A 15,898-nucleotide genomic window follows, 5' to 3' on the forward strand; every position below is an offset into this window, starting at 1 on the left:
CGGAAAGCGCGTGTGAGCGTCAGGACCTACTTCGTGCCAACCGAGTTCGTTCTTCCTCCACCTCCGACTTGAAGATGTTCGCGACGTACATCCATCGGTCGCTGACGGAACTCCTCTGTAACTCAGCGGCCACTCCAATCTGCTGAAGCAGAACCAGATGCAGGAGTGCCTTCGTCACATACGTGAGGCGGTAACGCACCTCTTCCGGCACGCGCTGGAGTTGACCGTCGTCGGCATGGGCGATCGCGTTCCGCGCACGCGACAACCACCGCGCCCATAATTCTCGGTCGCCGAGCAGACTGTCGACTGCATCTTGGTCAGGCACACCGCAGAGTTCGAGTAGTCGCTGCTGGAGTCCAGGGCGATTGTGGCCAGTCTGATCGAACAACCATTGCTTGAGCTCAGCGCGCAGGCTCATAGTCTTTAGACTCGCGCGGAGTGCCTTGTGTTCAGCAGGATCAATCGAGGTTGATTTCGGGAACAGCTTGGCGTGGAGGCCTTCGGCGGCGGACGCAGCGTTCAAAAGCTCGTTCTCATAGTAGACACCGGGGTGATAGTCGATGCCGAAGAGAACGTGAATGCTCAGGCCAACAGTCTCGCGGAGTTCGCGCCACTTGAAGACGAGGTCGTCAAGGTCGATATCGTTCAAACCAAAGAGCAAGTCATGCATCGCGAAATTGCTCGTCTCCACAGGTTTTGATCGCATGAAGCACCTCACTTCGAGTGGATACTTGGGCCGACCGGGCAGGTGAATTAGCAACATGCGGTTCGTCGCAATGCACGGAGACTGCGTCGCCAGCGTGACAAGGTCTCGGACTGCGGCCACTACGTGCTCGAATCCGTTCCACTGTTGCGGGAGCCCCGAACTTACGCGCAGCCTGACGATCTCGTCGATCATCAGCTTCCGTGCCTCCGCGTCACTGTTGGGTCCACGCCGGTAATGGCCCCAATCAAACTCGATGTCGAACGCCTCGTTGAACTCAGCGCCAATTGACGGCAACGACGCAAGTTCGAACTCGACCTTCCGGCGTCGTCCTGCGGACTCGTCAGCAACGGTCAGTCGCTCACCGAACCCAGACCTACACGACCACGTCGTGAGGTGCGTGACTTCGACGACCACTTCCTTAAAGGCACAAACATCTTGAGCGGACAGGTGTACGCCGAAGAGGCAAACTGCCGGCGACAAGACCTCGACGTCGGTCTCCTCTTGAGCTGCCCGTTTGTACTCCGACCCGTTATCTCGCATGACATCGAACAACGTGATCGAACGTCCAGCAGCCGCCCCGTGCACCACAGAATGTGGTTCAGACGCGCTGAAGGGGTCGAAAAAGCGTCCAGCAATCTCGAGTCGAATATCGCCCGGATCACTGATCTCGAGAACGCCGCCAACACTCTGCTCCCTACGCCCTGGAAGCCACCACTGCCCGACATGCCGATGCTGTGCCATTCAGTGATCATCGCGCACCAAACCCGTTGTCGCCTCCGTGGCTGCGTCGCTTCATCGTCGTTCTAAGGCATCTTCCACCTTCGAGTAAGACGGGTTGCCACTCCCAGGCGCGAGATCACGGCCTGTTGGGGATCTGTAGCCACGGCGGAACTAGACATCCTTCGCCCCCGAGGTCTTAGCTGAAAACTAAACCGACCGGCTACTGGTGCGTGTATTAACCGCCCCAGTGGTGGTTCATCGGTTCTGTAGACCTCAGACAACAGGTACCCCCACTTCTTCCTGGTTATCGCGGCAAGACCACCGTTTAGGGCCGCGCGCGTGCTGCTGGCTGTTGCCCTGCGTAAAACCCTGAGGAACCTGCGCGTCGCGCCCAACCAACTGTGGTCGATCGCGCAGTCTGTCCATGGGTACGTCGAACCATCGCTGGCTAGCTGACACCGAGGCGCTGCACTGGAGCGTTGTAGAGGCATGGACGCACGTTCCCATCCGATGCAGTATGCAGTGCCCAAATTGACATAAGGGCGGCTTATCGGTGATCGCGTGGGGGCTGACCATCAGGGTCGGCCGAAGCGCTAAGTGCGGACCGGACGCTGCTGAGACCCGGTAGCGCAGCTCGTCGCGGGTCTGAGCGGCTGAAGCCGATAATCGGTAACTATGTCGGATGGAGGTCGAGCCGGAGAACCCGATTAGGCTGACCAGCTGCTGCTAACCAGTCAGCGCAGAATGGCCTGGCTTTTCCTGCGAAGACGGCGCACTCCTCGCGGACGCACCCCGGACCTGTAGCGGCCCGGGGCGATAACGCTTCCGTCTGTGTTGCACTGAGGGTTCGTCAAGATTGGGTCAGACGAAGAGCATTCCACCGTCGATCAAATTGGACTGGCCCGTCATGTAGTCCGAATCCGGTCCTGCGAGGAAAGACACGTACGCGGCGACGTCTTCGCCAGTGGACACTCGCCCGAGGGTGATGCCGGCGGCCATGGCCTTCATCGACTCGCCTTTTTCCACATTGTTGATGGCTCCCAGGTCGCGGTCGACCTCGACCCACATGTGGGTGTCGACAATGCCGGGGCAGTATGCGTTCACGGTGATCCCGTGCTCCGCCCACTCCTGGGCGGCGGCCTGGGTCAGAGCCCGGACACCGAACTTGGAGGAGCTGTAGATCCCGAGGAGGGGGAACCCTTTGTGGCCGGCGATCGATGAGGCGCCGATGATTTTGCCGCCGGTGCCCTGCTTGATCATTTGCCGTGCGGCTTCGGTGTAGGTGAGGAAGACTCCGCGTCCGTTGACGGCGTGGACTCGGTCGTACTCGTCGGGGGTGACGTCGAGAAGCGCTTTGGTCTGTGCGACACCGGCGTTGGCGACCATGATGTTGAGGGCGCCGAGCTGGTCGGCTGTGTCGGTGACCAGGTTGTGGACGGATTCAGGGTCGGTGACGTCGCCGGTGAGCGCGACGGCACGTACCCCGAGGTCTTCGATGCTCTTGCGGGTGAGTTCGAGATCTTCGGACTTGATCGAGAGGTCCGAGACGGCGATGTCGTGGCCGTCTTTGGCGAGACGAAGGGCGATGGCCTTACCGATTCCCTGGGCTGCGCCGGTGACGTGTGCGATGGGCATGATGGTCTCCTGAAGTTGTTGTGCGGGAATGGGTGGTGGGTCAACGGGTGGGGTCGACGAGCAGCTTCATCTTGCGGCCGGCCTTGAGTTCCTCGAATCCACCGTCGATGACGTCGCTGAGTGCGATGGTGTCGACCCAGCCGGTGGTGTCGTAGTGCCCTTTGGCCATTAGGTCGATGACCGCCTTGTAATCAGAGCTCGTGTAACAGATGGTTCCCTGGATGCGTCGTTCTCGGAGAACGAGATTGATCAGGGGAGTGGTCAGCGGCTTCTCGTAGATGGCGACGCTGATCAAGGGGCGGCGCTCGCCGACGCAGTCGAGTGCCGATTGGACGGCTGGGGCCACTCCGGCGGCGTCGAATGCCGCGTCGACCCCGTCGCCGTTGGTGCGGTCAGCGATGAGTTCTGCGACGTCCACCTTGGTCGGATCCAGAGTGCGGGCACCGAGAGCTTCGATGGCGCCGCGTCGTGTTGCGGACGGCTCGACGACATCGATCTCGGTGAGGCCCATACCGCGCAGCGCGAACCAGAGGCCGATGCCGATGGGCCCGGCCCCGTAAATCAACGCACGATCTTGGTCGCCGACTTCGCCGAGGACGGCGGCGTGGTACGCGACAGACATCGGCTCGACGAGGGCGCCGGTCTCCACGGCGATGGAATCGGGCAGCTTGTGGATCTGGTTGCGGGGCACGACCGTGTATTCGGCCATCCCGCCATCGGCCATCAAACCGTGGAAGCCCACAGAGTTGCAGAGGTTGTATTGCCCGGCGCGGCAGGGTCGACACTCGCCGCACCGATACACAGGTTCGATGGTGACGTTGTCACCTTCGCTGACGTCGGTGACGCCGGCTCCGACCTCGGTGACGACGCCGGAGAACTCGTGCCCCATGACGACAGGCATGGCTTTGCCGGTCAGTGGGTGTGGGTCCGAGGCGGGTATGAAGATCGGCCCGTCGTAGTACTCGTGAAGGTCGGTGCCGCAGATGCCGTTTCGGCTGACGCGAACTTTGACTTGGCCCTTGCCTGCCGATGGTTCGGCGACGTCTTCGATCTCGACTTTGTGGTTACCGTAATAGACTGCTGCGCGCATGTTTTCTCCTGATGTTCATAGCGAACGGATGAGCTTTTTGTTTGCGAACTCGTCGAGGCCGAACCGGCCCAGTTCGCGACCGATGCCTGAGTTTTTGACGCCACCGAACGGCAGGTCCGGTGCGCTCTTGATGGTGGTGTTCAGTCCGACCATGCCAACATCAAGTCGGTCGGTGACTGCGGCAGCGATGCTGTCGTCGTTGGTGAACACCGCACTACCGAGTCCGTAGGGCGAGTCGTTCGCCATGGTGATGGCTTCCTCGACAGAGCCTGCTTTGTAGAGGACGGCGACCGGGCCGAACAGTTCCTCGTGGTGGGCACGCATGTCGGGTGTGACGCCGGACAGAACGGTGGCGGGGTAGTAGGCGCCGCGACCGTCGGGTGTCTTTCCGCCGACGTGGACGACGGCGCCCTTGCTGATTGCGTCGTCGACCTGTTCAGCCAATTCGTCGCGACCCGAAATCGTCGACATCGGGCCCAGCTTGGTCTGATCGCTGGTGGGATCGCCGGTGTGCCAGTCGGCGAGCGCAGTGGTGAACTGCTGTACGAAGTCGTCCCACACGCTCTCGTCGATGATCAGCCGCTTGGAGGAGGTGCAGGCTTGGCCGGCATTGCCGAATCGGCCGGTGACCGCTGCCTTTACGGCCTGCTCGAGATCAGCTCCAGGAAGGACCAGGAAGGGATCGGAGCCTCCGAGTTCGAGCACGCATTTCTTGAGGTGCTGCCCGGCCATCGCGCCGACGGCACTGCCGGCCCGTTCGGATCCGGTCAGCGAAATACCCTGCAGGAGCGGGCTGGCGATCATGTCGGCGACCTGACCGGTGGATGCGAACACATTCTGATAGACACCGATCGGCGCCCCTGCAGCGACGAGGAGTTCCTCGATCTTGGCGGCCTGTTGCGGACAGTTGCTGGCGTGTTTGAGCAGCACGGTGTTGCCCAGCAACACGTTTGGGGCGGCGAATCTGGCCACTTGGTAGTACGGAAAGTTCCACGGCATGATGCCCAGGAGCGCCCCGATGGGAGCGGTGCGGACAACGGCCGAACCGGCACCGGCGATATCGAGCTTCTCATCGGCCAGTAGCTGTGGTCCGGTGACGGCGTAGTACTCGTAGATGCTCGCCGACAGCTCGACCTCACCCTTGGCCTGTGCGATCGGTTTGCCCATCTCCAGCGTCATCAGCTCCGCGAGCTCGGTCGCGTGCTCGCGATACAACGCCGCGGTGCGGAGTAGTACGGCCGCGCGCTCTGCGATGTCGGTGTTGCGCCACGACAGATAGGCGGAGTGCGCCAGTCGAAGGGCTTCGGCCGCTGCATCGTCCGAGATCGTGGCGAACTCTCTGACGACCTCGCCGGTTGTGGGGTCGATGGTTGCGTACTTGCTCGTCATGAACTCGTTCCTTGTGTACGTCGGTAGGTCGAAACGGTCACCGGCGGTCGTTACGTCAGACCGCCGGTGACCGCAGCTTGATCAGGCCGGCTTGAGGACGTCAGCGTTCGTGAGGAAGCCGGGGTATCCGGACGATGCCTCGGCGTCGACAATGGAACGGAACTCTTTCAAGCCGCCGAGGTAGAACATGACGGTCCGCTTCTTGCCCGGGATGTTGGCACCGAAGATCCAGGACGCCGCCTTGGGAAACAGCGTCTGATCGGCGATGTCGGAACAGATCTCGGTCCATTCGGTCTCGGTCTCAGGCTTCACGTGCATCCATGCGCCGTCGGTCTTGTTCACATGTGCGATTGCGTCGGAAATCCATTCGACCTGGGTCTCTATCGACGGCGGGAGGTTGGTGAACGGTCCGTTGGGGCCCAGGATCATGAACATGTTCGGGAATCCGGTGGTCGCCACGCCGAGGTAGCTCGAAGGGCCCTCGTTCCAGTGATCGGTGAGCCGTTCGCCGCCGAGCCCCTGGATGTTGACGCGGCGGTAGTTGCCGTCCACGGCGTCGAACCCGGTGGCGCAGATGAGGATGTCGATTTCGTGCAGGGTGCCGTCCTCGGTGAGAATCCCCTGTGCGGTGACCTCGGAGATCGGGGTTTCGGTCAGGTTCACCATGGAGACGTTGGGCCGGTTGAAGGTTTCGTAGAAGCCGGAATCGCACAGCGGCCGACGGGCGTACAGGTCGGTCGGTGTCAGCTTGCGAGCTGTTTCCGGATCCTTGACGATCTCGGAGATCTTCCGGCGGATGAACTTCGCTGCCTCCTCGTTGGCTTCAGCATTGGTGGCGATATCGCCGAAGGTCTTGAACATGAACGCGAAGCCGCCGCCTTCGTCCCACGCCTCCTGGAACACCCGCTCGCGGTCGTCGGCCGAGACGCTGAACACCTCGGCTTCGCTCTCGACAAACCCCATGGCGAGGCTGGAGTTCCACACCTGGTTCCAGTTCTCTTCGAAATTGTCTTGCTGCGCCTGCAGTTCCTCGGCGGTGAGCTCACGGTTGCCTGCCGGCACGCTGTATTGCGGTGTCCGCTGGAAGGAGGTGAGGTGTCCGGCGATCGGTGCGGTGGCGGTGATGACCTGGTTGCCGGTGGAGCCGTTGCCGATGACGCCGACGCGCTTTCCGGTGACGTCGAGGTCCTCGGGCCACGCGCCGGTGTGGACCAGCTGACCTTCGAACTTCTCCATGCCGGGGAAGTTCGGGATGTTGGTCGCGGACAGAAGGCCCAGTCCGTTCACCAGGAATCGGCTTGTGAAGGTCACGCCGCGGTCGGTGTGCACGGTCCACCGGCCCGACACCTCGTCGAAGGAGGCGTCGGTCATCGCGGTGCCGAGCTGGATGTGGTCGCGCAGCGCGTAGCGGTCGACGACGCCGTTGAGGTAGGCGAGAATCTCCGGCTGACGCACGTACTTCGTTTTCCATGGGTTGTCGGCGTACAGGTCGCGGTCGAAGGAGTATTGGTAGACGAAGCTCTCCGAGTCCGAGAGAGCTCCGGGGTACTTGTTCCAGAACCAGGTACCACCGACGCCGGACGCCTTGTCGATCGCCACGGCGTCGAGGCCTTGCTCGTTGCGCAGCTTGTGCATCATGTAGATACCGCCGAAACCGGCACCGACGACCAGTGCATCGATGTGGCGGATCTGATCGGGTTCGTTCATGCCTTTGCTCCTTCGTCGGTACGGCCGGTGTGGCGTACTTCACTTCTTGGAGACCATCGTGTGCTGGACTACTGAGGTAGTGGGTGTACCAATCTGGAACACCCATCAGTCGGCCGCGTGGCCGCGATTAATACCTGAGATGTAATAGTCAGAGCATGACGCGTATTGGATTAGTACCGGTCGGACAGGCAAACTGGTCTGAGCAGTACGAAGAGGAGGCGGGATCGTGGATGATCCGGTGCGCGAGGCGCGGCAGGAACTCCTTCGTGTCGGTCTGCTTGCCGATGTGTCAACCGACGGTGTCGTGTCCGACCACATTCTGCGCAGCTGGCGTCGATCGATCAGCGGCAGCGTCGACAGTGCCCAGCCGTCGCAACGGTTCGAGGACGTCGACACCGATTCGATCTTGTGTCGCGCCGCCGATCCGGTTCTTGATCGCTGGCAGAACCAACTCGCTGACACCGGCACCTCGCTGTTTCTCAGTGATCGCGGCGGGAGCATCGTGGCCCGACGCACCAGCGACAGCAGTGTTCGCCGCAAACTCGATCGCTTACACGCCGCCGAAGGGTTCGACTATTCGGAGGACTCGATCGGTACCAATGGTCTCGGTACCTCCATGGTCGAACGGCGTGCTCTCTACATCCGGGGGAGCGAGCACTACAGTGACGCGCTGGCGACCTTGGCATGCGCGGCGGCCCCGGTGTGTACCCCCACCGGGGTGGTGATCGGATCGATATCGCTGGGCGGTCCCATCGAGATCGCCAATCCGCTGATGTTGTCGCTGACCCGTGAGATCGGACAGCAGATCGAAGAGCGACTACGGGCTGCGTCGCGGCCGCAGGACCTCGCTCTCGCGATGTCATTCCTGCGGTTCACCAACTCCAAGCGTCCCACTGTCGTGATGGACCACGAATCGATTCTGTCGAACAACCCGGGGCTGCCTTACGTGAACGTCAGCTCCCACGTCGCGCTGTGGGAGGTGCTGAATGCCCACGATTGGTCCAGCGGGGGATCGGCGCGGATTCGCTTGGACGGATCAGCGGTCGAGGTCATGGCACGGCGGGTCCTCGACGGACAGCGGGCACACTACGTCCTGCATTTCGCAGACCTCGACGATGTCGTAGACACGCTCGCGGACGTACCAGATCTGGGACAGCTGGCCACGGCACAAGTCGCTGCCCACGCCGGCCAACTCATCCGCGTGGACGGGCCGAGCGGATCAGGCCGGGCCACAGCGGCTTTGGACGCACGCCGCAATCGGCCCGGCAGCGTTGAGCCTGAGCAGTTCATTGCGAGCTCGGTGGACCAGGTGCAGTGGCTGCGGATTGCCGAACTCCTGGAGAGCGGCACAGACGTGCTCCTGCGTCGGGTCGGCGACGTCATCGACAGCAACGCCGACCACCTCAAGAGGCTCATCGCCGATCATCAACGGTCGCTGGCCGCAGGAGAACGAACCAGCACACTGCTGATCACGTCCTGTAGCGAAAGTGCAACGGACAGGATCCGAGAGATCCTCGATGAGGTCGAACCGACCGTCCGGACGCATGCTCTCTCGCGCAGTCCCGAGAGAATCCCCGGGCTGGTCAAGAGCATCCTTCACGACGTTGATCCGGACGGTCGCCATACGATGTCGCCGGCGGCGTTGCAGGCGTTCGTGCAGTGGACATGGCCGGGTAACATCGGCGAGCTCGCCGGCACGCTGACGACGTTGGTGAGCACTGTGCGGGCTCCGGTGATCGAACGCAAGCACCTACCCCAACACATCCAGCAGGCACCGCCGCGCCGTCACCTGAGTCTGATCGAATCGGCCGAACGTGATGCCATCATCAAGGCGCTCGACGCGGCGAAGGGCAACAAGTCCGAGGCAGCCACGCTGCTGGGTATGGGGCGGACCACTCTGTACCGCCGCCTTCGTCGCTTCGGTTTGGACGACGACGAAGGCACTCTGTAGCTAGCCGCCTAGCTTCGCGGTCACCGCAGGGATGACGTTATTGGCGATGTATTCGATTCGGGCAGAGCCGGATTCGATCGACTCGCCGGGTAGCTGAGCCCAGTAGTGGAAGTCTCGGATCTGGGGGAACGTCGTGGCCAGAGAGACCAGGTCGTCGACCGCCATGGATGCGTCCATGAGGCGGTAGGCCCCGGCGTCGAGGACGGCCTGGGGGTCGGCGAACGGTTCGGGTCGATCGGGTCCCTCGAATGATCCCCACTCGATGTAACTGTTGAGCTGATAGAGAGCGTGCTCGCCCACCTCTGCCCACACCCGCTCGGGATCGTCGGCCACGATGGCCCATTGGCTCGCATAGATGCGGGACTCGTCGAGATTGCCGCCATGGCGCTGCACTGCATCGACATACAGCTGACAGTGGTCGTTCGACAGCGTGATGACACCATCGGCCAGCCGCGCGGCGCGGTCGATACCGACAGGCGATTGCGCCCCGATCAGCAACCTCGGTGGTACGTCCGGAACCGGTGTGACGGCCATCGGAGGCAGTGAAAAGCGTTTCCCCTCGAAGGGTTCACCGCTCCCGGTCCACGCTTGCCGGATCACTGCAATGGCGTCCTCGAGGAGGCTCGGGCGTTGCTTGACCCGTCGGCCGAATGCCTCGAACTCACGCTCGTGATAGCCCAGACCCACACCGAGTTCGAATCGGTTGTCGGTCAGAAACGACAGTGCGGTCGCGTCTTCGGCGATCCGGACCGGTTCGTGGAGTGCGGCAACGATGATGTTCGTTCCGATCCGCATATTTTCGGTCCGTGAACCGATCGCTGCGGCGATGGTCAGCGGTGACGACGCATAGTCGTCGTCGGCGAAGTGGTGCTCGCTCAACCACACCGAGCCAAATCCGAGCTCCTCAGCCCAAACCACCTGATCGATGGACTCGCGATACATCGAGCCCACGTTCTTGCGCCATTGCGCGGGATTGCGAAAGTCGTACCAGAGCCCCAACGTGGGGCTTGACGATGACTGCATGATTTCTCCGTTTCTCCTCGAACATTGACGGAGCCCGTGAGCTGGTGCCGATCACCTTTGGCATCCGGTGTGGGCTACATCACTCCGAGCTCCATCGTTCGTCAGATCGGCGGAGTAGAAGTTGTACCGATATGGAACACGAGAGGCCACGCGCCGGAGCATCGGTGATGCGCACGAGGTATCAGTGTGTATCCGGAACCGTCATAAACGGCGGCGTAGGCCTTATTGCGGCGCGTCAGCGATCTGCCGGACCATTCAGCGCGAGAACCTCATCCAGCACGGCGCGTAGTGCCGGGCTCGGATCCGAACGGCGCCAGGCGGCGCGCAGGTCGACGTCGAGACTGCCTTCGTCGAGCGGAACGAACACGATGTGCGGATCGGTGACGTTCTCAGCCACCGACGCCAGGGTGAGATGGCAGCCCACTTCGGCACTGACCAGCGCCAGAGCCGTCTGGGTGTCGGGGGCGATCTGCACAACATCCGCGACGAACGCGTTCTCGCTCGCGAGTCGTCGCAACCGGTCGGGCAGAACTGCGCCTTCATGCGGAGGCAGTGACACAAAACCGTCGCCCGCCAACCGTGCGATCGATAGGTGGCGGGCGCCGGCAAGGGCGTGAGTGTCGGGCAACGCGACCACCAGGGAGTCGGGCATGACCACTTGCGTATCAACGTCCGATGGAATGACATCCCAGCGGCCGAGTGCGATATCGGTGTCACCCTGGATCAGCTTCTTCATCGCCGGTTGAGCGAAATTCTGGCTAGATAGTTCGAGTTTGATCCCCGGTCGCTGAGACCGCACCACGCGGGCCAGCCGGGCCACCAATCGGTGGGTTGACACTCCGGCAAACGCGATGCGTACCGTCCCGACCTCTCCGTCGTCAGCCGACTGGACTGCTCCCTCGGCTCGGCGCAGAGCCTCGAGCACCTCCTGCGCCGGCCCGATGAGCGCATGTCCACTCGCTGTCAGTCGGACCGAGCGGGTGTTCCGATCGAACAGGCGAGTCCCCAGCTCGCGCTCGAGGTTCTTGATGGTTCGGCTCAGTGGCGGTTGGGCCACGTGTAGGCGTTCGGCCGCGCGTCCGAAGTGGAGTTCTTCGGCCACGGCGAGAAATGATCGGAGCTGATCGACGTCCATGCTGTGTCTCCGTTCAACGACAATTACCAAATCAGTATCACAGAACCTCTCATTAAGTATTGGACTGATCGTAATTCAGGGTTGATAGTGATGTGCATGACTACACACGCCCCCGAAGTACCAGACGACGTCTTCGCGGACGTCCTCAAGCAGATCAACCACTTTGTGCACACCCGCGTTCTGCCCCGCGAGATCGAGATCATGACGACCGACGCGATCCCCGACGATCTGCGCAAGCAGGCGGCCGAGATGGGCCTGTTCGGCTACGCGATCCCGCAGGAGTGGGGCGGTCTCGGCCTTGATCTCACTCAAGACGTCGACGTCGCAATGGAACTCGGCTACACCTCGCTGGCCCTGCGGTCGATGTTCGGGACCAACAACGGCATCGCCGGGCAGGTGCTGGTCGGATTCGGCACGGATGAGCAGAAGGCGCAGTGGCTACCCGGGATTGCTTCCGGTGACGTCATCGCCTCCTTCGCGCTGACCGAACCCGGTGCGGGATCGAACCCGGCCGGTCTGCGCACCACCGCGAAGGCCGACGGCGATGGCTGGATCATTGACGGAAGCAAACGCTTCATCACCAACGCCACCGAAGCCGGCCTCTTCATAGTCTTCGCTCGCACCGGACCGGCAACGAACTCCGATGCGGGCATCGCCGTATTCCTGGTTCCCGGTGATGCCGAGGGTCTCGATGTCGGTGTGAAGGACGCAAAGATGGGTCAAGAGGGCTCGCGGACCGCCGACGTGACGTTCACCAATGTGAAAGTGGGCCCCGAAGCGCTGGTCGGTGGTGACGGCAAGGTCGGCTACCGCGCGGCCATGACCTCGCTCGCACGCGGACGCATCCACATGGCCGGCCTGGCTGTCGGTGCTGCGCAGCGCGCACTCGACGAATCCGTCACCTACGCCGCGTCGGCGACACAGGGTGGGACCGCCATCGGAGATTTTCAGTTGGTTCAGGCAATGATCGCCGATCAGCAAACCGGTGTGCTGGCGGGCCGGGCGTTGGCCCGCGAGGCCGCCCGGCTTTATGTCACCGGGGAAGACCGTCGCATCGCACCGTCGGCCGCCAAGCTTTATTGCACCGAGATGGCCGGTAAGGCAGCAGATCTGGCTGTCCAGATCCATGGCGGCACCGGCTATATGAAGGAAGTGCCCGTGGAGCGCCTCTACCGGGACGTCCGTCTCATGCGTCTGTACGAAGGAACCAGCGAGATCCAGCGCCTCATCATCGGTGGCGGTCTCGTGCGCGCGGCGAAGAAGAAGGCATCATGACCCTGCCACTCGAGGGCATCACGGTTGTTGCCATCGAACAGGCGGTTGCCGCGCCGCTGGCCACTCGGAATCTTGCCGATCTGGGCGCGCGGGTCATCAAGATCGAACGGGTGAACGGAGGCGACTTCGCACGCGATTACGACCACGCGGTTCATGGCACGGGTGCGCACTTCGTCTGGCTCAATCGGGGCAAGGAATCGATTGCCGTTGACCTCAAATCCGTTGAGGGGCAGGCGGTCGTTCACAACCTCGTACGCAAAGCGGACGTCTTCATCCAGAACCTTGCGCCCGGCGCCGCAGAGCGACTTGGGCTCGGTGCCGACGAACTCCGTTCCGACCACCCCGAACTTGTCGTGGTCAACCTGTCCGGGTTCGGTGTCGGTGGCCCGATGGAACAGCGCAAGGCGTTCGACATGCTGATCCAGGCCGAAGCCGGCCTCATCTCGATCACCGGAAGCGCTGACCACCCCGCCAAGACCGGTATTCCGACGGCCGACATCGCGTCAGGAATGTACTGCTCACAATCGGTCGTGGCGGCCCTGCTGCGGCGTTGGCGAACCGGCGAGGGCGCCACCATCGACGTGTCGATGCTCGACGCCACCGCAGAGTGGATGGGCTACGCGATGTACACCCAGATGTACACCGGGATGCAACCGGCACGAATGGGGCTGAGCCACAGCTCTATTGCACCCTACGATGCCTACCCGACCAGCGACGGTCAGGTACTGATCGGCGTCCAGAACGACAGTGGGTGGCGCACCCTCGTCGCCGAAGTACTCGGTTCACCGGAGTTGGCGGACGATCCGCGATTCGTCACCAACGTCCAGCGGGTACTACACCGGGGTGACTGTGATTCGGCGGTGGCGGCACGGACAGCACGGTTCACCAGCGAAGAACTCGACGCGAGGCTCGCCGCGGCCGGTGTACCGGCCGCACAGGTCAAAGAACTCGATCAAGTAGTTGCACATCCACAATTCGCCGAACGAGACCGCTGGCGGACCATCGGTACCGAGCATGCCTCGGTCGAGGCGCTGTTGCCGCCGGCCACCTTCCGCGACGTGGAAGCACCGATGGGAGATGTGCCGGCCCTAGGCCAACACACGCTCGCACTACTCGCCGAGTCCGGACTCGGCGACGCCGACATAGACGATCTGGTTCGGCAGGGCACGGCCATGCAGAACAACAACTTCGCGCCGGCCATCGCCGAATGACACCGGCCGGCCAGGGCGGCCGACCAGACATCGAAAGGACTCTCATGCTTGCAGGACGGACAGCTGTCATCACCGGAGCGGCCCAGGGGATCGGACTCGCGATCGCGCGGACGTTTGCCGACAACGGTGCCAGCGTCGTCATCGGCGACCTCGACGAGGCCAAAGCCAAGGAGGCCGCTGCGTCGCTGGCGACCGAGTCGATCGGCGTCCAGTGCAACGTCATCTCGGCAGAGGACGTCGCCCGGCTCCTCGAGACCGCCACCGCCACCTTCGGGTCGCTGGACATCATGGTCAACAACGCGGGCATCACCCGCGACGCCACCATGCGCAAGATGACCGAGCAGCAATTCGACGACGTCATCGACGTCCACCTCAAAGGGTGCTGGATCGGAACGCGCCAAGCCGCAGGCATCATGCGCGAGAGCGGCGGTGGATCGATCATCAACCTGTCCTCGATCTCGGGCAAAGTCGGATTCGTGGGACAGACCAACTACTCCGCGGCCAAAGCAGGCATCGTCGGGCTTTCCAAGGCTGCCGCCAAAGAAGTTGCACACCTCGGAGTTCGGATCAACGTCATCCAGCCCGGGCTCATCCGCACGGCGATGACCGAAGCGATGCCACAAAAGGCGTGGGACCAGAAGATGACCGAAATCCCCATGCAGCGCGCCGGCGAACCCGACGAGATCGCCTCGGTAGCCCTGTTCTACGCGTCCACTCTGTCCTCGTACATGACCGGGACAGTCGCCGAAGTGACCGGCGGACGACACATCTGACGGCCACCGACGCCCGGACCCCGTTCACCTAGTTCAGCCCGTCGATTCAGGAGATCAACCATGCCCGATGCCGTCATCTGCGAACCACTGCGAACGCCGGTCGGCCGATTCGGTGGGGTGTTCAAAGACATCGCGCCGCAGACGCTCGCAGCAACTGTGATCACCGAACTCGTCAACCGAACCGGCATCTCCGGCCATCAGATCGACGACGTGATCCTCGGTCAGTCGACACCGGGTGGTGAGGCTCCGGCCATCGGCCGGATCGCCGCGCTCGACGCCGGTCTGGGCATCGACGTCCCGGGCCTGCAGGTCGACCGGCGATGTGGATCCGGGTTGCAGGCGGTGCTCCAAGCGTGCATGCAGGTGGCCACCGGAGCCAGCGACCTCATCGTCGCCGGGGGAGTGGAATCGATGAGTCAGGCTGAGTTCTACACCGATTCGATCAGGTGGGGTGTCAAGGGACCCGGAGTGGAGTTGGTCGACCGCCTCGCCCGGGGACGGGTGACCGCCGGCGGTGCCAACTTTCCGGTCCCTGGAGGGATGATCGAGACCGCCGAGAATCTTCGCGCCGAATTCGGGATCAGCCGGGCCGATCAGGACGCTCTGGCGGTGGAGTCTCATCGGCGCGCAGTCGCGGCTCAGGCAAATGGGGTCTTTGCAGAAGAGATCGTCAGTGTTGCTGTTCCGCAACGCCGGTCCGACCCCGTGAACGTCAACACCGATGAGCATCCCCGGGCGGACACCTCAGTGGAGTCATTGGCCACACTGCGGCCGATTCGACTGAACATCGATGCCGAATCCACCGTGACCGCCGGCAACGCGAGCGGGCAGAACGACGGTGCCGCTGCGTGTCTCGTCACCACCCCGGAGACAGCCGCCCGACTCGGGTTGCGGCCACTGGCCCGCCTGGCATCGTGGGCGGTCAGCGGTGTCGAGCCGGCGCGGATGGGAATCGGACCGGTATCGGCAGTGGAAAGAGCACTCGGGCTCATCGATCTCACCCTTGACGACATCGATGTCATCGAGTTGAACGAGGCGTTCGCCGCGCAGGTGCTAGCTGTCCTGCAATCCCTCACGATCGAACCCGGCGACACGCGGCTCAACCCGAATGGCTCCGGTATTTCTCTCGGTCATCCGGTGGGCGCCACCGGCGCCCGGATCCTGGCGACCCTCCTGCGCGAACTCGACAGGCGCGACGCGCGGTGGGGCCTGGAGACCATGTGTATCGGCGGCGGTCAAGGACTCGCTGCGGTATTCGAAACACTCTAGATCGCTGTCAGTCA

12 protein-coding genes are annotated in these 15,898 nt (G+C 62.7%); 5 read left to right on the forward strand and 7 right to left on the reverse strand.

Features of this window, described 5'->3' with window-relative positions:
• Positions 1-19: 19 nt before the first annotated feature.
• The 5 genes from J3S28_RS13135 to J3S28_RS13155 all read right to left on the reverse strand — a co-directional run bounded on the left by J3S28_RS13135 (position 20) and on the right by J3S28_RS13155 (position 7,247).
• Entirely contained in the window at positions 20-1,447 is a 1,428-nt protein-coding gene (locus tag J3S28_RS13135) for an ApeA N-terminal domain 1-containing protein (RefSeq protein WP_207841190.1), read from the reverse strand.
• An 840-nt stretch (positions 1,448-2,287) separates the two neighbouring features.
• Positions 2,288-3,061, reverse strand: a complete 774-nt coding sequence (locus J3S28_RS13140) for an SDR family oxidoreductase (protein ID WP_207841191.1) — start codon at positions 3,059-3,061, stop codon at positions 2,288-2,290.
• Between the two features lie 40 nt (positions 3,062-3,101).
• Entirely contained in the window at positions 3,102-4,151 is a 1,050-nt protein-coding gene (locus J3S28_RS13145) for a 2,3-butanediol dehydrogenase (RefSeq protein WP_207841192.1), read from the reverse strand.
• A gap of 15 nt (positions 4,152-4,166) precedes the next feature.
• A complete protein-coding gene (locus tag J3S28_RS13150) occupies positions 4,167-5,540 on the reverse strand; it encodes an NAD-dependent succinate-semialdehyde dehydrogenase (RefSeq protein WP_207841193.1) in 1,374 nt (457 codons plus the stop codon).
• An 81-nt stretch (positions 5,541-5,621) separates the two neighbouring features.
• Positions 5,622-7,247 (reverse strand): flavin-containing monooxygenase, encoded by a 1,626-nt coding sequence (locus tag J3S28_RS13155; RefSeq protein ID WP_207841194.1) that lies wholly within the window; start codon positions 7,245-7,247, stop codon positions 5,622-5,624.
• A 226-nt stretch (positions 7,248-7,473) separates the two neighbouring features.
• Between J3S28_RS13155 and J3S28_RS28740 the strand changes: the two genes are divergently transcribed.
• Positions 7,474-9,198 carry a helix-turn-helix domain-containing protein gene (locus J3S28_RS28740; RefSeq protein WP_207841195.1) on the forward strand — a complete coding sequence of 575 codons (1,725 nt, stop codon included), beginning with the start codon at positions 7,474-7,476 and terminating at the stop codon, positions 9,196-9,198.
• Here J3S28_RS28740 and J3S28_RS13165 read toward each other — a convergent pair whose 3' ends face one another.
• On the reverse strand, positions 9,199-10,221 hold the full coding sequence (locus J3S28_RS13165; protein WP_207841196.1) for an LLM class flavin-dependent oxidoreductase: 1,023 nt from the start codon (positions 10,219-10,221) through the stop codon (positions 9,199-9,201).
• Between the two features lie 235 nt (positions 10,222-10,456).
• On the reverse strand, positions 10,457-11,356 hold the full coding sequence (locus J3S28_RS13170; protein WP_207841197.1) for a LysR family transcriptional regulator: 900 nt from the start codon (positions 11,354-11,356) through the stop codon (positions 10,457-10,459).
• A 96-nt stretch (positions 11,357-11,452) separates the two neighbouring features.
• Here J3S28_RS13170 and J3S28_RS13175 point away from each other — a divergent pair, with 96 nt between their 5' ends.
• From J3S28_RS13175 to J3S28_RS13190, 4 genes are read left to right on the forward strand one after another with little or no spacing between them, the layout of a single operon-like run.
• Positions 11,453-12,631 carry an acyl-CoA dehydrogenase family protein gene (locus J3S28_RS13175; RefSeq protein WP_207841198.1) on the forward strand — a complete coding sequence of 393 codons (1,179 nt, stop codon included), beginning with the start codon at positions 11,453-11,455 and terminating at the stop codon, positions 12,629-12,631.
• A complete protein-coding gene (locus J3S28_RS13180) occupies positions 12,628-13,842 on the forward strand; it encodes a CaiB/BaiF CoA transferase family protein (RefSeq protein WP_207841199.1) in 1,215 nt (404 codons plus the stop codon). The genes J3S28_RS13175 and J3S28_RS13180 overlap by 4 nt, the downstream gene beginning before the upstream one ends.
• Before the next feature lie 44 nt (positions 13,843-13,886).
• Entirely contained in the window at positions 13,887-14,615 is a 729-nt protein-coding gene (gene fabG / locus J3S28_RS13185) for a 3-oxoacyl-ACP reductase FabG (RefSeq protein ID WP_207841200.1), read from the forward strand.
• A 60-nt stretch (positions 14,616-14,675) separates the two neighbouring features.
• The gene (locus tag J3S28_RS13190) at positions 14,676-15,884 is read left to right on the forward strand and encodes an acetyl-CoA C-acetyltransferase (protein WP_207841201.1); all 1,209 of its coding nucleotides are present in this window, start codon (positions 14,676-14,678) and stop codon (positions 15,882-15,884) included.
• The last annotated feature ends 14 nt before the right edge of the window (positions 15,885-15,898 follow it).

The organism is Williamsia soli (assembly GCF_017377795.1).
Taxonomy (GTDB): domain Bacteria; phylum Actinomycetota; class Actinomycetes; order Mycobacteriales; family Mycobacteriaceae; genus Williamsia; species Williamsia soli.